The 17911-nt window shown below is 70.0% G+C and carries 18 protein-coding genes and 1 tRNA gene; 2 read left to right on the top strand and 17 right to left on the bottom strand.

Annotated features, from left to right (window positions below; translation table 11 throughout):
• From rpoB to Psi01_RS09790, 12 genes are all read right to left on the bottom strand, one after another.
• The coding region (gene rpoB / locus Psi01_RS09845; protein ID WP_204063639.1) for a DNA-directed RNA polymerase subunit beta at positions 1-1979 on the bottom strand (1979 nt) is incomplete at its 3' end.
• Between the two features lie 400 nt (positions 1980-2379).
• Complete coding sequence (locus Psi01_RS09840) at positions 2380-3060, bottom strand: Rv1363c family protein (protein ID WP_204063638.1); 681 nt, start codon at positions 3058-3060, stop codon at positions 2380-2382.
• A complete protein-coding gene (locus Psi01_RS09835; RefSeq protein WP_204063637.1) occupies positions 3057-3539 on the bottom strand; it encodes an Rv1363c family protein in 483 nt (160 codons plus the stop codon). The genes Psi01_RS09840 and Psi01_RS09835 overlap by 4 nt, the downstream gene beginning before the upstream one ends.
• 92 nt (positions 3540-3631) lie before the next feature.
• Positions 3632-4633: an ABC transporter ATP-binding protein gene (locus tag Psi01_RS09830; protein ID WP_204063636.1), complete on the bottom strand. Its 1002-nt coding sequence runs from the start codon at positions 4631-4633 to the stop codon at positions 3632-3634.
• Between the two features lie 218 nt (positions 4634-4851).
• Positions 4852-5247 (bottom strand): 50S ribosomal protein L7/L12, encoded by a 396-nt coding sequence (rplL, locus tag Psi01_RS09825; protein ID WP_203878949.1) that lies wholly within the window; start codon positions 5245-5247, stop codon positions 4852-4854.
• 84 nt (positions 5248-5331) lie between these two features.
• The gene (gene rplJ, locus Psi01_RS09820) at positions 5332-5856 is read right to left on the bottom strand and encodes a 50S ribosomal protein L10 (RefSeq protein ID WP_204063635.1); all 525 of its coding nucleotides are present in this window, start codon (positions 5854-5856) and stop codon (positions 5332-5334) included.
• Positions 5857-6173: 317 nt separating this feature from the next.
• Positions 6174-7013: an SCO4651 family lipoprotein gene (locus Psi01_RS09815; RefSeq protein ID WP_204063634.1), complete on the bottom strand. Its 840-nt coding sequence runs from the start codon at positions 7011-7013 to the stop codon at positions 6174-6176.
• A gap of 144 nt (positions 7014-7157) precedes the next feature.
• Positions 7158-7871: a 50S ribosomal protein L1 gene (gene rplA, locus Psi01_RS09810; protein WP_204063633.1), complete on the bottom strand. Its 714-nt coding sequence runs from the start codon at positions 7869-7871 to the stop codon at positions 7158-7160.
• Positions 7872-7963: 92 nt separating this feature from the next.
• On the bottom strand, positions 7964-8395 hold the full coding sequence (rplK, locus tag Psi01_RS09805) for a 50S ribosomal protein L11 (RefSeq protein WP_204063632.1): 432 nt from the start codon (positions 8393-8395) through the stop codon (positions 7964-7966).
• Positions 8396-8511: 116 nt separating this feature from the next.
• A complete protein-coding gene (gene nusG / locus Psi01_RS09800; RefSeq protein WP_204063631.1) occupies positions 8512-9324 on the bottom strand; it encodes a transcription termination/antitermination protein NusG in 813 nt (270 codons plus the stop codon).
• A gap of 85 nt (positions 9325-9409) precedes the next feature.
• Positions 9410-9658 carry a preprotein translocase subunit SecE gene (gene secE, locus Psi01_RS09795; protein WP_203878955.1) on the bottom strand — a complete coding sequence of 83 codons (249 nt, stop codon included), beginning with the start codon at positions 9656-9658 and terminating at the stop codon, positions 9410-9412.
• Between the two features lie 75 nt (positions 9659-9733).
• Positions 9734-9806: transfer RNA gene (locus Psi01_RS09790), tRNA-Trp, on the bottom strand.
• Positions 9807-10049: 243 nt separating this feature from the next.
• On the opposite strand from Psi01_RS09790, the gene Psi01_RS09785 reads away from it, so the two are divergent.
• Positions 10050-11255 (top strand): pyridoxal phosphate-dependent aminotransferase, encoded by a 1206-nt coding sequence (locus Psi01_RS09785; RefSeq protein WP_204063630.1) that lies wholly within the window; start codon positions 10050-10052, stop codon positions 11253-11255.
• Between the two features lie 139 nt (positions 11256-11394).
• Here Psi01_RS09785 and Psi01_RS09780 read toward each other — a convergent pair whose 3' ends face one another.
• The 3 genes from Psi01_RS09780 to Psi01_RS09770 all read right to left on the bottom strand — a co-directional run bounded on the left by Psi01_RS09780 (position 11395) and on the right by Psi01_RS09770 (position 15100).
• Positions 11395-13437: an ATP-binding protein gene (locus Psi01_RS09780; protein ID WP_204063629.1), complete on the bottom strand. Its 2043-nt coding sequence runs from the start codon at positions 13435-13437 to the stop codon at positions 11395-11397.
• A 191-nt stretch (positions 13438-13628) separates the two neighbouring features.
• Positions 13629-14603 carry a PASTA domain-containing protein gene (locus Psi01_RS09775; RefSeq protein WP_204063628.1) on the bottom strand — a complete coding sequence of 325 codons (975 nt, stop codon included), beginning with the start codon at positions 14601-14603 and terminating at the stop codon, positions 13629-13631.
• A complete protein-coding gene (locus Psi01_RS09770; protein WP_204063627.1) occupies positions 14600-15100 on the bottom strand; it encodes a SigE family RNA polymerase sigma factor in 501 nt (166 codons plus the stop codon). Before Psi01_RS09770 ends, Psi01_RS09775 begins: the two co-directional genes overlap by 4 nt.
• A 115-nt stretch (positions 15101-15215) precedes the next feature.
• Between Psi01_RS09770 and Psi01_RS09765 the strand changes: the two genes are divergently transcribed.
• Positions 15216-16253, top strand: coding sequence for an adenosine deaminase (locus Psi01_RS09765; RefSeq protein WP_204063626.1), 1038 nt, complete (start codon positions 15216-15218; stop codon positions 16251-16253).
• A 25-nt stretch (positions 16254-16278) separates the two neighbouring features.
• Here Psi01_RS09765 and Psi01_RS09760 read toward each other — a convergent pair whose 3' ends face one another.
• Entirely contained in the window at positions 16279-17295 is a 1017-nt protein-coding gene (locus tag Psi01_RS09760) for a hypothetical protein (protein WP_204063625.1), read from the bottom strand.
• Entirely contained in the window at positions 17282-17851 is a 570-nt protein-coding gene (locus Psi01_RS09755) for an RNA polymerase sigma factor (RefSeq protein ID WP_204063624.1), read from the bottom strand. Before Psi01_RS09755 ends, Psi01_RS09760 begins: the two co-directional genes overlap by 14 nt.
• Positions 17852-17911: the final 60 nt, after the last annotated feature.

Raw genomic sequence — 17911 nt, 5'->3', positions numbered from 1 at the left:
TTGGAACGCTTGAACTTGGCGACACGGTAAGTGGTGCGGGTGCCGTCGTCGTTCATGACGGTGATGTAGTCGGCGGAGACCTCCTCGACCACACCCGCCTTCTCGGCGGTGATGACGTCACCGGCGTCGGTGGCGGCGCGGTACTCCATGCCGGTGCCGACCAGCGGCGCCTCGCTCTTGAGGAGCGGCACGGACTGGCGCTGCATGTTGGATCCCATGAGCGCGCGGTTGGCGTCGTCGTGCTCCAGGAACGGGATCATCGCGGTCGCGACGGACACCATCTGGCGCGCCGAGACGTCCATGTAGTCGACCTCGGTCGCCCGCAGGGACTCGAACTCGCCGCCCTTACGGCGGACGAGGACGCGGTCCTCCAGGAACGTGCCGTCGGCGGAGACCGGCGTGTTCGCCTGGGCGATGACGTACCGGTCCTCCTCGTCGGCGGTGAGGTAGTCGACCTGGTCGGTGACCCGGCCGTCGACGACCTTGCGGTAGGGCGTCTCCACGAAGCCGAAGGAGTTGACCCGGCCGAAGGAGGCCAGCGAGCCGATCAGACCGATGTTGGGGCCTTCCGGCGTCTCGATCGGGCACATGCGGCCGTAGTGCGAGGGGTGCACGTCACGGACCTCGAAGCCGGCCCGCTCACGGGACAGACCACCGGGACCCAGCGCGGACAGACGACGCTTGTGCGTCAGGCCGGCCAGCGGGTTGGTCTGGTCCATGAACTGCGACAGCTGGGAGGTGCCGAAGAACTCCTTGATCGACGCCACGACCGGGCGGATGTTGATCAGGGTCTGCGGCGTGATCGCCTCGACGTCCTGGGTGGTCATCCGCTCACGGACGACGCGCTCCATGCGGGCCAGGCCCAGGCGGACCTGGTTCTGGATGAGCTCGCCGACGGTGCGCAGGCGGCGGTTGCCGAAGTGGTCGATGTCGTCGGTCTCGACGACGACCTCACGGCCCTCGGCGCCCTGCATCGAGACCTCGCCGGCGTGAAGCTTGACGATGTACTCGATGGTGGCGACGATGTCCTCTTCGGTCAGCGTGCCCTGCGTGATGTCGGCGTCGACGCCGAGCTTCTTGTTGATCTTGTAGCGGCCGACCTTGGCGAGGTCGTAGCGCTTGGGGTTGAAGTACAGGTTCTCCAGCAGCGTCTGCGCCGACTCGCGGGTCGGGGGCTCACCCGGGCGCAGCTTGCGGTAGATGTCGAGCAGGGCGTCGTCCTGGCCGGCGGTGTGGTCCTTCTCCAGGGTGGCGCGCATCGACTCGTACTGGCCGAAACGCTCCAGGATCTGCTCGTTGGTCCAGCCCAGCGCCTTGAGCAGGACCGTGACGGCCTGCTTGCGCTTGCGATCGATGCGCACGCCCACGCTGTCGCGCTTGTCGATCTCGAACTCGAGCCAGGCGCCCCGGGACGGGATCACCTTGCAGCCGTAGAGGTCCTTGTCGGAGGTCTTGTCGATGCTGCGATCGAAGTAGACGCCCGGCGAGCGGACCAACTGGGAGACGACGACACGCTCGGTGCCGTTGATGATGAACGTGCCCTTGCCGGTCATGAGCGGGAAGTCGCCCATGAACACGGTCTGGCTCTTGATCTCACCAGTGGTGTTATTGATGAACTCCGCCGTGACGAACATCGGAGCGGAGTAGGTCATGTCCTTGTCTTTGCACTCATCGACTGAGTACTTCGGCGGCTCGAACCGGTGATCCCGGAACGACAGGGACATGGTTCCGGAGAAGTCCTCGATGGGACTGATCTCTTCGAAGATCTCTTCGAGACCCGACTGGGCCGGAACGTCCTTGCGCCCGGCCTGGCGAGCCGCCTCGACCCGCCCCTTCCACTTCTCGTTGCCGAGCAGCCAGTCGAAGGACTCGGTCTGCAGGGCGAGAAGGTCAGGAACTTCGAGCGGCTCCTGAATGCGCGCAAAAGACACGCGACGGGGACCAGCGGGTACGGCGGAGGCGTTGCGCGAGGCTGCCAACAGATGTCCTTCCGAGGGCTCGCGGCGGACTGACTACACGCACGCCAGACGACCATGCATCGGAGCACCAAAAGAAGCGGGTCGTCAAAGGGCAGCGCAAAGGGGCAGTGTAGCCGAACGGCACACGCCTGTCCACCCCAGTCTCGCTGCATGCTCCACGTTGGTCGCAGCATCGCCCGTCGGCGGCGAAACGTCAAGCCCGGAAGGCGACATTTCCACCGGCAAACCGCCGCGAAGCTGCGACTTCTCCCGTCGCACGACCCGTGCGCGCCACCGGATCCAGAACACTACCCCGGACCCGGAAACGGCTAACACCCGCCGCCCGACGGATCGGGCGCTGGCCGTTGCCCGACCCGCGCTCGACTGTCGCCATGCGGATCTACCCGCCCTCAAACCTTCCTCAAACGCAAGGTTTGCTAACAATTACATAACACGCCCCGCCCGGCTCCCTGACGAGGCGCAACGAGGAGCCCGGGAACCGCCCCGAGCCGGCGACGCGCAGCGTCGCCATAGACGCAACCCCCGAACCGCCGCGCGCGAGCACGGCCATGAACGGAGGGTTTCCGAGGAGGGTCGAGAGCTCGGAGACCAGCCAGCGGGAGTCCGTTTTGACCATCGTCAGCCGGGCCCGGCTCTGGCTGACCTGGCGGCGGGGTTCTTCGCCCGGGGTCTCCCGTACCGTGCTCATGTCGACGAACAGCAGGACGTCGACCCGGTCGGGTCCGGCCGACTCCACGGCCGCCCCGGTGACCGTGGCCGACTGCACCGCCCGCTGCCGCTTCGCCTCCGGCGCCAGGCTCCCGGCCAGCCGCCTGTAGTGCCCGGTGAGCGCCCCGGTGGTGTATCCCGCCGCCCTGGCGAGGTCCTGCTCGATCGTGCGGTAGTCGTAGGACAGCATGTCCGGGGCCGCCGACCGGGCGGCCTCCAGCGCCTGCCGTCCCGCCTCCTCGCCGGACCGCAGCCGTTGCAGGTCCGCGAACATGAACCCGGCCACCCCGGCCAGCACCAGCGCCACGACGGCCAGCGTCACGGCGATCGGCGGCAGGCCCCGCCGTACGGGAAGAAGCCTCGCGGGCCTCACGGGACCAGCTCCGCCTTCGACACGAGCCAGCCTCCCCCGGTCCTGGTGACCTCCATGCTCCAGCGGTAGAACCGCTCCCGGGGGGCCTGGCGGCTCCCCTCGGAGGAGACCACCGCGTCCCCGACCACCAGCACCCGGGCCGTGCCGTCCCGCAGGGAGACGAGCCCCACGGCGCGCAGGGCGCCCGTCTGCAGAACCTTGCCGGAGGTGGTCGTCTCCTTCAGGGTCGCGGCGTCACGGGCGTACCCGGTCCTGGCGTGGCCGGTGGAGGTGTCGAGGATGCGCCGGATGCCGGCGTCGACGGTGCGGTGGTCGACCGAGAGCAGGCTCAGGGCGTGGTCCCCGGCCGCCCGCAGCGCCGCCCGGCGGTCGTCGGCGGCAGCCCGGGCCTCGCGCAGCTGCCCGCCCACCCAGAAGACGGCCGCCGCCAGGCAGACGGCCGACAGGCCCGCGAACCAGGGCAGGAGCTTCCTCAGCACGGTTCGATCTCCCAGCTCGGCTGACACCGTCACGGTCGATCGTCATCAACGATAGCGAAAGCGGACCGATCTCCACCGACGGTGGATCGAACTCATCTCACGCCGTTGAGGTGCGCCGCGACGAGGCGGGGATACTCCTCCAGCCAGTTGCGGCCCCGGTCGTCCACGAAGGAGTTCGCCGGCGGGATGACGCCGTTGGCGGCCAGCCACTCCCCCGGCGGGCGCTGCGTCCGCCGGATCCGGTTCGCGCTCGGCATGAGCTGCGGCGGGATCGGGGGCAGGCCGCCCGGGTCGTGGCCCAGCTGCGCCTCGGCCTCCAGCTCGGAGATGTCCTTCTCCTCCGACATGCCGATCGGGCCGTGCCTGCGGGCGTTGAGGAACTGGCGCACCACCGGTTCGTCGCTGGACAGCAGCATCTCGCGCGGCCCGAACATGATCAGTTCACGCCGGAACAGCAGGCCGATGCTGTCGGGGACCGTACGGGCGGTGTTGATGTCGTGCGTGACGATCAGGAACGTCGCCTCGATCTCCGCGTTGAGGTCCACGATCAGCTGGTTCAGGTAGGCCGTGCGGACCGGGTCGAGCCCGGAGTCCGGCTCGTCGAACAGGATGATCTCGGGGTCCAGGACCAGCGCCCTGGCCAGGCCGGCGCGCTTGCGCATGCCGCCGGAGATCTCCCCGGGGAGCTTGCCCTCCGCGCCGACGAGACCGACGAGGTCCATCTTCTCCATCACGATGCGACGGATCTCGGTCTCGTTCTTCTTGGTGTGCTCGCGCAGGGGGAAGGCGATGTTGTCGAAGAGGCTGAGGGACCCGAACAGGGCCCCGTCCTGGAACAGGACGCCGAACAGCCTGCGCAGCTCGTACAGCGTGCTCTCGTCGCAGTTGGCCAGGTCGTGGCCGTCGATCCAGATGTGGCCGCGGTCGGGCCGCAACAGGCCGACCAGGGACTTCAGGAAGACGGACTTGCCGGTGCCGGAGGGTCCGAGCAGTACGGAGATCTCTCCGGCGGGGAGCGTCAGCGTGACGTCCTCCCAGATGACCTGCCTGCCGAACGACTTGGTCAGGCCCTCCACCACGACTTCGACGCCCACGTGCCGCCCTCCAGAAGACCGGTTCACCCACCGTAGCGACGATCGCCCGAATTGGAAGTGGTTCCAATAAGATCCGGCGATCGTTACGACACGGTAATAAGACTCTTCGTCCAACAAGAGCCGGACCGCCTCCGGCGTACGGGGGTCACAAGTGCCCGGGAACGCGAAAAGAGCGGGCCACCGGCACCTGGTGGACCCGCTCTTTCCGGTGAAGCGTCTTACTTGACGGTGACGGTGGCGCCGGCACCCTCGAGGGCGGCCTTGGCCTTCTCCGCCTGCTCCTTGTTGACCTTGCCGTCGAAGACCGGCTTCGGAGCGCCGTCGACCAGGTCCTTGGCCTCCTTGAGGCCCAGGCTCGTCAGGGCGCGGATCTCCTTGATGACCTGGATCTTCTTGTCGCCGGCGGCCTCGAGGATGACGTCGAACTCGTCCTGCTCCTCGGCCTCCTCGCCACCGCCGGCGGCACCGGCGGCGGCCGGAGCGGCGGCGACGGCGACCGGGGCGGCAGCCTTGACGTCGAAGGTCTCCTCGAAGAGCTTCACGAAGTCGGACAGCTCAAGGAGGGTCATCTCCTTGAAAGCGTCGAGGAGCTCGTCGGTGCTGAGCTTCGCCATGATTTCCTCCGTATGGATCTAACTAATGAAGAATTGGGACCGCGGTACGCATGCGCTAATCCCCTGACCGCTCGCGCGGACCTACTACTCGCCCGCCTCGGCGCGCTTGGCGCGCAGAGCCTCGGCCAGCTGAGCCATGTTGGTGGGAAGCGCGTTGAAGACGGCGGCCGCGTGGCCCTGCTTCGCCTTCATGGCACCCGCCAGCTTCGCGAGGAGGACCTCACGCGACTCCAGGTCGGCAAGCTTGCTGATCTCGGTCGGGGTCATCGCCTTACCGTCGACGACGCCGCCCTTGATGATCAGGAGGGGATTGGCCTTGGCGAAGTCACGCAGACTCTTGGCAGCCTCGACCACGTCGCCGTTGACGAACGCGATCGCCGACGGACCCGCGAGCAGGTCGTCGAGCTGGGTGATCCCGGCCTCGTTGGCCGCGATCTTGGTCAGCGTGTTCTTCACCACGGCGAACTTCGCATTCTCACCGAGGGAAACGCGCAGCTGCTTGAGCTGAGCGACGGTGAGACCGCGGTACTCGGTCAGAACGGCAGCGCCAGAGCTTTCGAAACTGCTCCGGAGCTCGGCTACGGCCGTCGCCTTTTCCGCCTTCGCCATGGGCCTCCTTCCAGATGTGCCGCCGGCAAAGGCCCATAAACGAGAACGAGCCCCGGCGCAGGCGCACGGGGCTCACAACGAGGACGACACGTCCCGATGGAAGCTCACATCACACCTGCGCTGGCCGTCCACGGGATGTGGATCCTTCGGTCACCGGGCCATGAGGCCAGGTGACGACCGGCGGTCTTCGGCGTTGACAGCTTACGCGCTGTCCGGACACAAGCCAAATCGGCGTACGGCCCCGCGGACGAGGTGCCCGCGGGGCCGTACGGCCCGCCCCTCCGGGTGGTCCCGGGGCGCGAGCCGTACGGGCGGGGTCAGTTCCCGCCGGTCTGGCCGGGGTTCTCCGGCAGGTCGCCCACCTGGTCGGCGGGCGGGGCCGTGATGGTCACCGGCTCGTTGAAGTCACGGAACTGCGCGGCCATGTTGAACGTGGCGCCCTGCTCGGACCCGCTCAGCGTGACCTTGCGGGGCAGGCTCTGGGCGTCGGCCCACAGGTCGAACTTCACGTCCTTGGCCTTCGACAGCTGCTCCTGGACGTGCTCGCGCTCGGCGGGGTCGAGCAGCTGGACCGCCTCGTCCACCGGGAAGGTGCCGCTGTAGTGGGTGGTCTCCACCCCGTCGACCGTCTCGGTGCCGACCGCCTTGACGTCCTTGGAGGCGGTCAGCAGCTTGACCGTGCCGGCCAGGTCGAACTGCTGGGCCTGGGCCATGAAGTCCTTGATCTGGGCCTGGTCGTTGGCGCCCAGGTCGGAGGCGGACACCTTGACCCACGGCTTGCCGGTGCCGGTGAACTTGGCGAGCAGCTCGGACTTCACGTAGACGGTGTCACCGAGCAGGATGGCCCGCGCCCCGCCGGGCACGTTGCGTCCGTCGAAGGAGATCACGTCCAGCGTGATGTCGGTCGCCAGCTCGGGCTTGCTCTGGTAGACCATGCTGCCCTGGACCTTGCCGGCGCCCTGCTGACCGTCGGTGGCGTCCAGCACCAGATCCGCGGAGTAGGAGGTGACCTCCTCAGCCTGCTGCGCGCTCTCCTGGACGGCCTCGGCCGCCGCCAGCTTCACGTTTCCCAGGGAACCGGCGCTCTGCGCGCCGCATCCCGCCACCGCGACCAGTGCGGCCGCTCCCAGTGCCACTGCGGGAGCCAATCGGCGCATTCTGTCCTCACCCCTTCGTATCCCCCGATGACCTGTCTTCTTGAGACTATGTGCCCCCGGAAAACCGCGCGTCGTCCGAGAGAACGAAAAAGGCCTCGACCGAATGGCCATTCGGTCGAGGCCTCCGCGGTTGACGCCAGAGGATCAGGCGTCGAGCTCCGCGGTCATCCCACGGGTCACGTTCGGGTCGACCGGGATGCCGGGGCCCATGGACGTGGAGAAGGTGATCTTCTTGAGGTAACGGCCCTTGGCCGCGGACGGCTTCAGACGCAGGACCTCGTCGAGGGCGGCGGCGTAGTTCTCGATGAGCTGACGCTCGCCGAAGGACACCTTGCCGATGATGAAGTGCAGGTTCGCGTGCCGGTCGACACGGAACTCGATCTTTCCGCCCTTGATGTCGGTGACGGCCTTGCCGACGGCCGGGGTCACGGTGCCGGTCTTGGGGTTCGGCATCAGACCACGCGGACCGAGCACGCGGCCCAGGCGGCCGACCTTGCCCATGAGGTCCGGGGTGGCCACGACGGCGTCGAAGTCGAGGCGGCCCTTGGCCACCTCCTCGATCAGCTCGTCGGCACCGACGATGTCGGCGCCCGCGGCGCGGGCCTCCTCGGCACGGTCGCCGGTCGCGAAGACCAGGACCCGGGCGGTCTTACCGGTGCCGTGCGGGAGGTTGACGGTGCCACGGACCATCTGGTCCGCCTTGCGGGGGTCGACGCCCAGCCGCAGAGCGACCTCGACGGTCGCGTCGAACTTGGTGACGCTCGTCTCCTTGGCCAGCTTGGCCGCCTGGGCCGGGCTGTACAGGTTCTCGCGGTTCACCTTGGCCGTGGCGTCGCGGTGTGACTTGCTGCGCTTCACTTGCTCACTCCTGATCTGAGTGTCCGTGGTGCGGGCCAGCGCCTGGCCCTCCCACTCGGTTCGAGGTCTGTGGTGCCGAGTGCCGGGAACGGCTAGTCGGCGATGGTGATGCCCATCGACCGGGCGGTGCCGGCGATGATCTTCTCGGCCGCCTCGATGTCGTTGGCGTTGAGGTCCTGCATCTTAGTCTCGGCGATCTGGCGCAGCTGCTCACGGGTGAGCTTGCCGACCTTGTCCTTCTGCGGGACGGCCGAGCCCTTCGCCACACCGGCGGCCTTCTTGATCAGCTCAGGCGCCGGGGGCGTCTTCGTGATGAAGGTGAAGGTGCGGTCCTCGAAGATGGTGATCTCAACGGGGATGATGTTGCCGCGCTGGGCCTCGGTGGCAGCGTTGTACTGCTTCACGAAGTCCATGATGTTGACGCCGTGCGGACCGAGGGCGGTACCGACCGGCGGGGCGGGAGTGGCCTGGCCAGCGGGAAGCTGGACCTTGACCAGTGCCGCGATCTTCTTCTTAGGAGGCATGAGATTTTCTCCGGGTCCTCATCGGATTGATGCGGTCCCCCGCAGAGACGGGGAACATGTCGGAAGGCCGTGTTTCGCGAAACACGGCCACCGAACGTCTTAGTTTATGTGACGGGTCAGATCTTCGAGACCTGGTTGAACGACAGCTCGACCGGGGTCTCACGACCGAAGATCGACACGAGCACCTTGAGCTTCTGCGACTCTACGCTGATCTCGCTGACCGTCGCGGGCAGGGTGGCGAAGGGGCCGTCCATGACCGTGACGGACTCGCCGACCTCGAAGTCGACGGTCGCCGCGGTGGTCTTGGCGGTGGTCTTCTTGGTCTCCTCGCTGGGCTCGGGGGCCAGCAGCTTGGCGACCTCGTCCACGCTCAGCGGGCTCGGCTTGTTCGACAGGCCCACGAAGCCGGTCACACCGGGGGTGTTGCGCACCGCGGACCAGGACTCGTCGGTGAGCTCCATGCGGACCAGCACGTAACCCGGCAGCACGCGCTCCTTGACGAGCTGGCGCTTGCCGCTCTTCACCTCGGTCACGTGGTGGGTGGGCACCTCGACCTGGAAGATGTAGTCCTCCATGTTGAGGGACTGCGTGCGGGTCTCGATGTTGGCCTTCACGCGGTTCTCGTAGCCGGCGTAGGAGTGGATGACGTACCACTCGCCGTACAGGCCGCGCAGCTGGCGCTTGAACTCCTCGACCGGGTCGACGTCGGGAAGGACGTCACCGTCCTCGTCGACGGCGGCGGCCGGAACCTGCTCGGCCTCAGTCTCGTCGTCGACGTCCGCCTCGACATCGTCCTCGGCGTCGACGTCGGTCTCGACGTCCGTCTCACCGGACTCGTCGAACGAATCCTCCGCGGCGTCGATGGCCTCTTCCGGCCCGCCCTCCCACTCTTCGCGGGACTCGCCGGCCGGCTGTGAAGACTCGGACACGGTGGCTCTTTCTCTTTTCCTCGGTGGGCTGACTGGACTTGCGGAGGGAATGAGCTCACGGCGGGAGAGCCCGCCGTCCGCCGTCTCAGGATCCGCCGAAGATCCTCAGCACACCCTCGGTGAACAGCGCATCGAGCCCGGACACGATCCCGACCAGGATCAAAACGAAGACCAGGACGATGATCGTGTAAGAAATGAGTTCCTTGCGCGTCGGCCAGATGACCTTACGCAGCTCAGCGACAACCTGCCGGTAGAAGAGGGCGGGAGAAGTGCGCTTGGACTTCTTCTCACCGCTCGGCTTGTCTGCGGTTTCGCCGCGCGTGTCGATCGCCACAGTCCTCACCTGATCCGTCGTATCCAACGCATATCCGCGGCGCGCTAGACGCCCTGATGCGCGGACCGCTCCTCGCAGGGCACGAGGGACTCGAACCCCCAACCGCCGGTTTTGGAGACCGGTGCGCTACCAATTGCGCTAGTGCCCTAAGACATGAACCACCATACCCCGGTTGACCCGAAGTTTGTCCCTGGCTCACCAGCCCCGCCCGCCGATCACGCACTCGGCGGCGAGGCCACGCCGGAGTCTACGTGGGAATGGCCGCCACGTCGAACTGGAAAACGATCCCGCAGGTCATGAACTTTCCAAGCCCTCGCCGCCGCGGCCCCGCCGACCGTCCGGATGTTGGATACCCACCGGAACACGACGGCGGGTCTGTAACCATGGACGTATGACCCGTCCTCGCATCTCCGCGCGCATCTCCGCGATCTCCGAGTCCGCCACTCTCGCCGTGGACGCCAAGGCCAAGGCGATGAAGGCGGCGGGCCGCCCGGTCATCGGCTTCGGCGCCGGCGAGCCGGACTTCCCGACTCCCGACTACATCGTCGAGGCCGCCGTCGAGGCCTGCCGGACCCCGAGGTTCCACAAGTACACCCCGGCCGGCGGTCTCCCCGAGCTCAAGCAGGCCATCGCCGACAAGACCCTGCGCGACTCCGGCTATCAGGTCGACGCGGCGCAGGTGCTGGTCACCAACGGCGGCAAGCAGGCCGTCTACGAGGCCTTCGCCACGCTGCTGGACCCGGGCGACGAGGTCCTGGTGGTCGCGCCGTACTGGACGACCTACCCCGAGGCGATCAAGCTGGCCGGCGGCGTCCAGGTCGACGTCGTGACCGACGAGACCACCGGCTACCTCGCGAGCGTCGAGCAGCTGGAGGCCGCCCGCACCGAGCGCACCAAGGTCCTGCTGTTCGTCTCCCCGTCCAACCCGACCGGCGCGGTCTACACGCCGGAGCAGGTGGAGGCGATCGGCCGCTGGGCCGCCGAGCACGACCTGTGGGTCGTCACCGACGAGATCTACGAGCACCTCACCTACGGCGACGCCAGCTTCGCGAGCATCGCCACCGTCGTGCCCGAGCTGGGCGACAAGGTCGTCGTGCTGAACGGCGTCGCCAAGACCTACGCGATGACCGGCTGGCGGGTGGGCTGGCTGATCGGCCCCAAGGACGTGGTCAAGGCCGCGACCAACCTCCAGTCGCACGCCACCTCCAACGTCTCCAACGTCGCGCAGGCCGCCGCCCTGGCCGCCGTCACCGGCGACCTGTCGGCCGTGGAGCGCATGCGCGAGGCCTTCGACCGCCGCCGCCAGACCATGGTCCGCATGCTCAACGAGATCCCGGGCGTGGTCTGCCCCGAGCCGAAGGGCGCGTTCTACGCCTACCCCTCGGTCAAGCAGCTGCTGGGCAAGGAGTTCGGCGGCCGGCGCCCGCAGACCTCCGCCGAGCTGGCCGAGATCATCCTTGAGGAGGCCGAGGTCGCGCTCGTCCCTGGCGAGGCGTTCGGCACGCCGGGATACTTCCGCCTGTCCTACGCCCTCGGCGACGACGACCTGGCCGAGGGTGTCAGCCGGGTCGCCAAGTTCCTGGCCGACGCCCGCTGACCCGGCGACCGGCCGCCGTCCCCCGGTCCGGGGCCGTCTCCGCGCACGCGGACGGTCCCGGACGGACCGCCGGCCGTCCCCTCGAATCCCCTCAAGCCCGGCCGTCCTGCCCTCAAGCCCGGCCGTCCTGTCGGTCCCGTCAGTCGTCGTACTCGTCCTCGGGCTCCGACTCGGCCACGCCCTGCAGCGCGTGCTCCACGGCGTCCCCCAGGCCGTTCGTCTGCCCCGGTTCGAGGAGGCGGTCGTACTCCTTCTCGTCCGTACGGCCGCGCAGTCTCTCCTCCGAGCCCTCCAGCAGGCCGGCGAGGATCGGCGCGCGGCACGGCGGCAGGCCGGCCCCTCCGCGGGCCACGGCGGCGGCGCCGAGCAGCCTGATCGCCAGGGCGTCGTTCCCGTCGCCCTCCGCGATCACCCCGAAGGTCTCGATCCCCTCGATGAGGCACACGTCGTCGCCGAACAGCCGGGCCCCGCGCATGGACTCCCGGGCGGCCGCGGCGGCCGCCGGCGTGTTGCCGAGCAGGTGCTCGGCCTGGGCCAGGAGCAGGTCGAGGCGGGCCAGGGTCCAGTAGTCGCCGCAGGAGGCGCACAGGTCGCGCCCCTCGTGCAGGACCGAGACCGCCTCCTCGTGCCGGTCGGCGAGCATCAGCGCGGTGGCCACGACGACGTAGGTGGGCAGGAAGCCCGGGAAGACGTCGCCGGCCGAGCGGTGGCGCATCCGGGCGTCCTTGATGAACCGCATCGCCTCGGTCAGATCGCCCCTGGCCATGGCCAGGTGGGCGTGGAAATGGCTGACGTAGGCGGTGGAGTCCCAGCCGGGGACCCCGGTGTCGCACTCGGCGAGGGCGCGCTCGGCGTCCTCGACGTCGCCGCGCTGGATCGCCATCCAGGCGTAGACCCACAGCGCCTTGTTCCGCTCGGTGCCCGGCTCGCGCTCCAGCTCCAGGCCGCGCTGGAGCAGGGAGTATCCGACGGTGTGATTGCCGCAGCAGATCCACAGGAACCACAGGAAGGAGACCAGTTCGAGGCCCTGGCGGCGGTCTTCGGGCCGGTCGTAGCAGTATTCGACGGCCTGGCGCAGGTTGGCCAGGTCGGGAGCCAGCCGGCGGTACCAGGTGAGCTGGTCGTCCTTCCAGCCCTGCGCCGCGCGGGCGGCGAGGCCGAAGAAGAAGTCGCGGTGGCGGCGCCGGCCCTGGCAGGTCTCGCCCAGCTCGGCCAGCCGGGCGGCGCCGAACCCGCGGACGACGCCGAGCAGGCGGTAGCGGGCGCCGCGGGGACCCCCCTCCCGGGTCAGGACGGACCTGTCCGTCAGCCCGTTCAGAGCGTCGAGGACCTGCCCGGCCGAGAGGTCGCCGACGCTGCAGACGCTCTGCGCGGCCTCGGCGTCGAAGCACTCGGAGAAGACCGACATCCGGGCCCACACGAGGCGCTCCTCGGGGTCGCACAGCTCGTAGCTCATGCCGAGCGCGCCGCACAGGGAGGCGTAACGCCGGGGGAACATCCGAGGGGACGCGCAGCCGGACGGCCCCGGTCCGCCGCCGGGGCGCGGACAGTCCCTGAACGGGTCGGACGGGCCGGCGAACAGGTCGGCCCCGGCGGGGTCGGGGGTCTCGGCCGCCAGCTCGATCGCCAGCGGGAGGTTGTCCAGCCGCCGGCAGATCTCGGCCGGGTCGGTTCCGGCGAGCCTGTCCCCGGCGAGCATGACGAGCAGGTCGACGGCGTCGGCGGTGGACAGCCCGCCGATCGGGTAGACGTGCTCGTGCGGGAAGCCCAGCCGCTGCCTGCTGGTGGCCAGGACGTGCAGCCCCTCGACCTCCCGCAGGAGGTGGTCCACCAGAACGCCCGCGGTGTGGGCGACGCGGTCGCATCCGTCCAGGACGACCAGCCCGGGGTTGGCGGACAGCTCGGCGACCACCCGCTCCACCGGCCTCCCCGGCCGCTGGTGGGCGCCGATCGCACCGGCGACCGTCTCGGTCAGGGCCAGGAGGTCGTCCGGCGTCTCGGAGACGTCGACGATGCGGACGTATCCCGGCGACTCGCGCTCCAGCGGCTCGGCGAGGCGCATCGCGAGGCGGGTCTTGCCCGCTCCGGCGGCACCGGTCAGCGTGACATGGCGGGCCCTGCCGAGCAGGCCGCAGATGTCAGCCAGCTCCGCCTGCCTGCCGACGAAGACGTCCGTTTCCATAACAGCCCCGGCGTCATTCCAACTGTGCGTGTACTTACCGTCGCACGGACGCACGTGCACGTGGAAGCCCGTTGGGAAATTTCCCTCGTTCCTTGACGATTCCCGGTGAGCACGATCTCCGGCGGCGGTACGGCTCCCGCCCGGCGGAAGCCGTACCGCGACCGTTTCCCGTTTCCCGCGGACGGGTCCGATCACCTGCCGGGGACGACCCCTTCGACGATCCTCTTCAGCTCCGCCCCGGCCTTCTCCTGACCGAGCCGGGCGTAGTAGTCGGGGCTCATCATGACCTCGACGGCCAGCCCCGGGCTCTCGGTCCAGACGGCGGTGGGGGTGCCCTCCTCCTCGATCTGCCCCACGTCCTCGCCCGCACGGACGATGTAGACCCGCTCGCCCCCGATCTCCACGGGCCTGGCGCCCTGGTCGCGGTAGCCCTTCATCCGCCTGCCCAGCTCGGTCGCCGCCTGCCCCCGGTAGACGACGGCCTGGACGCTGTACATGCCGGGCTCCAGGCCGTCCTCCTGCCACCAGGTGCTGTAGCTGGTCTTGCCGAAGCCGTCCTTGACCGACCCCTCTCCCCACTGCAGGCCCGCGGGCAGGTAGGTGAACTCCACGCCGCCGAACCTGCGGCCGTCGCCCAGGTCGCCGAGGTCGTCCGGGATGCTCGGCCTGTCCTCCCCACCCCGGCCCGCGTCCTCCGTGGGCTTCGGGTCCGCCGTCGGGCTGGGCGGGGCCGAGGTCAGCACGACGACGTGTCCCGGCGCGACCTTCTCCCCGGCCGCCGGGGTCTGCTGCACCACCAGGCCCCCGTCTCCCCCGTCTCCTTCGATCTGCGCCTTGAACCCGGCGGCCTCCAGGACGGCGAGCGCCTCCTGCGTCTGCATGCCGACGACCTCCGGGACCGCCACGTCCGGCACGACCGCGACCGCGGTGCCCTGACCGGACTGCGCGGCCGGGCCGGACACGGTGGCGGGCGGGCCGGCGTTCAGCGACAGGTAGACCGGGACCGCCCCGGCGACGGCGGCGGTGGCCAGCGCGACGCCCGCCGTACGAAACCGCAGACGGTGGGACCGGTGACGGCGGCGGATCGCCCCGCCCATCGCCGGTGTGGCGCGCACCCCCGCGACGTGCGCCTCCATCGCCTCCGCCAGTTCCTCTTCGAGCCTCATCCCAGCACCCCTTCCCGCGGGCTCATGCGTTCGCGAATCCTGGCCAGCCCCCGTGCGGCCTGGCTCTTCACGGTCCCCGTCGAGCAGCCCATGAGCGCGGCCGTCTCGTTCTCCGACAGGTCCTCCCAGTAGCGCAGCACCAGCACCGCGCGCATCCGCGCCGGCAGCCGGCGCAGTTCCGTCATCAACTCCTCGCGCAGCTCCACGTCGGGAGAGGCGGCCGGGGTGTCCGGCGGCCGGGCGAAGGTGATCTCCTGGATCACCCGGCGCCTGCGCGCGGCGCTGATCGCGGCGTTGACCACGACCCTGCGTGCGTAGGACTCGGGGTTGTCGTGGCGGATCCGGCTCCAGTGCCGGTAGACCTTCTCCAGCGCGTTCTGCACCAGGTCCTCGGCGTCGTGCTGCGACGCGCCGCAGACCAGGATCGCGGTGCGCAGCAGCGCCGTACTCCGTGCGGCCAGGAACTCGTCGAAGGCCGCCTCGTCTTCTTCCGTCATCAGCGTTCTTCCGTCATCGGCGGGGTCCCCTTTCGCCCTCCCCAACGCACGGACGCGCCGCCAGGTTGAGAGCCGCATTCACCGCGGTGCGCCGAGGGTACGGCACCATATGGAAATGCCACGTCCGCTCCGCGATCTGCCCAAGGCCCACCTGCACCTGCACTTCACCGGCTCCATGCGCCACTCCACGCTGGTGGAGCTGGCCGACGGGCACGGCCTGCACCTTCCCGACGCGCTGAAGGAGGACTGGCCGCCCAAACTCCGGGCCACCGACGAGCGGGGCTGGTTCCGCTTCCAGCGGCTCTACGACATCGCGCGGTCGGTGCTGCGGCGGCCCGACGACCTCTACCGGCTGATGCGGGAGACCGCCGAGGACGAGGCGGCCGAGGGGTCGGGCTGGCTGGAGATCCAGGTGGACCCGTCGGGGTACGCCCAGCGCTTCGGCGGGCTCACGGCCACGATGGAGCTGATGCTCGACGCGGTGGACCGGGCCGCCGAGCACGCCGGGATCGGGATCGCGGTCGTGGTGGCCGCCAACCGGACCCGGCACCCGCTGGACGCCAGGACGCTCGCCCGCCTCGCGGTGCAGTACATGGACCGGGGCGTGGTCGGGTTCGGCCTGTCCAACGACGAGCGCCGGGGCCGGGCCCGCGAGTTCGACCGGGCCTTCCGGATCGCCAGGCGCGCGGGGCTGCTGGCCGTACCGCACGGCGGGGAGCTGCTGGGCCCGGCGAGCGTGGCCGAGTGCGTGGAGGAGCTGGGCGCCGACCGGTTGGGGCACGGGGTGCGGGCCGCGGAGTCGCCCCGGCTGATGGAGATGCTCGCCGAGCGGCGGATCACGTGCGAGGTCTGCCCGATGTCGAACGTCGGGCTCGGGGTGGCCGAGCATCCCGGGGACGTGCCGCTGCGGCGGCTGTTCGAGGCGGGGGTGCCGATCGCGTTGGGCGCCGACGACCCGTTGCTGTTCGGCTCGCGGCTGCTGGACCAGTACGAGCTGGCCAGGGGGGTGCTCGGGTTCGCCGACGCGGAGGTGGCCGAGCTGGCGCGGCAGTCGATCCGGGGCTCGGCGGCGCCGGAGACGGTGCGCAAGGAGCTGTTGCGGGGGGTGGACGACTGGCTGGCGTCCGGTGTGCCGCCGGAGCCGGCGGGCTGAGGAGCCGGGGTGCGACCGGCGGCGCTCAACGGACCGATTCGGCGATCTCCCGGGCGCGGGCGAGGTCGGCGGGTCCTTCCAGGCGCAGGCCGACCTGGCCGCGCTGCCAGATGAGGGTGGAGCCGGACAGGCGGGACTCCACCTCGGGCCCGCCCGCCCTTGGCCGGTAGGTCAGGGCGTGCTTGGCCGGGATCCACCAGGCGTGCGAGTTGCCGACCACGGCGTCCTCCGGCCAGGGCTCGCCCAGCTCCTTGCGGAAGACGACGTCGAGCGTGCCGTCGTACTGGTCCAGCCTGACACCGGGCCACAGCATCGACACCACCCGGCCGCCGTCGCTGACCCTGACGTCCTGCGGCTCACCCAGCGCCGCCGGGACCCCGACCGGGAAGACGACCCGCTCACGCGCCTGCTGCAACGTGACGCGCTCCTCCCCCGGCAGCGGGCTCGGCACCCCTGACGGCAGCGGCCCCGGATCCCCGCCGATCCTCAGCTCGATCCCGGCGAACCTGAGGATCTCGGCCACGGCGGCCCGCCCCACGGGGGTGGCGCCGAAGAACAACGCGACCATGACGGCCACCACTGCCACCACGACCCGCCGCCGCACCCGGGCGCCGGGCCGCGCCGTACGCCCCGCCCGCCGTACCGGCGCCGGGGGGAAACCCCGTGGACGACGGGAGCCCCGTGCGGGCCGGGACGGGCCGGGGGCCGGGGAGGCCGGGCCGGAGGCATCCGGATCGGACGGCTCGGAATCCCCGGAGCCGGAGGGATCGGCCTCGGGGGACGCCGCATCCGGGACGACGGGATCCGCGGAACCGGCACCGGGGGACGCCGCATCCGAGGAGGCGGCCTCGGGGGAAGCAGTGCCCCCGGCGTCGGAATCCGTGGAGGTGGGGAGGGGGTGGCGTTGGGGGGAGGGGAGGGCTTCGAGGCGGGCGCGTACGGCGGCGGCCACGTCGGTGGGGGGCGGGGCCGGGACGTCGAGGGACTCGCCGAGGGCGAGGAGGCGGGACTCCAGGTCGTCGGGCTCGTCAGGTGAGGTCACGGTCCACCTCCTCACGCAGACGGGCCAGGCCGCGGGAGGTCCGCGACTTGACGGTGCCGACCGGGATGCCGAGCACCTGGGCGGTCTCGGCCTCCGACAACTGCAGGAAATACCTGCAGACGACCGGGTGACGTTCCCGCTCGGGAAGCGTACGCACCGCCTCGAGCAGCCGGGTACGGCGGTCGGTGGCCACCGCGGCCTCCTCGGGCCCCTCGGCCTCGGGCGGGTCGAGGTCGGTGAGCTTGCCGGCGAGGTCGGCGCGGCGCCCGCGCGAGCGCGTCAGGTTGTGGGTCTCGTTGGCGACGATCCGCAGCAGCCAGGGCCGGAAGGGCGCGTCGCGGCGGAAGCCGGCCAGGTGGCGGTAGGCCTTGACGAAGGCCTCCTGGACCACGTCCTCGGCTTCGTCTCCGGCGCCGAGCATCGCGGCGGTGCGGTGCGCGAGCATGCTGTAGCGGGTGACCAGTACCTCGTAGGCGGACAGGTCACCGGCCAGGGAGCGGGCGATCGCCTCGTCGTCGTCCGTCTGGACTCCTTCGGATGTCCTGACAGATTTCACCGCATCGCGGTCCCGGACGGAAGCCCCCGGAGCATGTCTTATCGATCTTCGCCGTCGCGG

This window comes from Paraplanobispora siamensis (assembly GCF_016863175.1).
In the GTDB taxonomy this organism is placed as follows: domain Bacteria; phylum Actinomycetota; class Actinomycetes; order Streptosporangiales; family Streptosporangiaceae; genus Planobispora; species Planobispora siamensis.
This window is presented reverse-complemented; position numbering and strand designations above follow the sequence as displayed.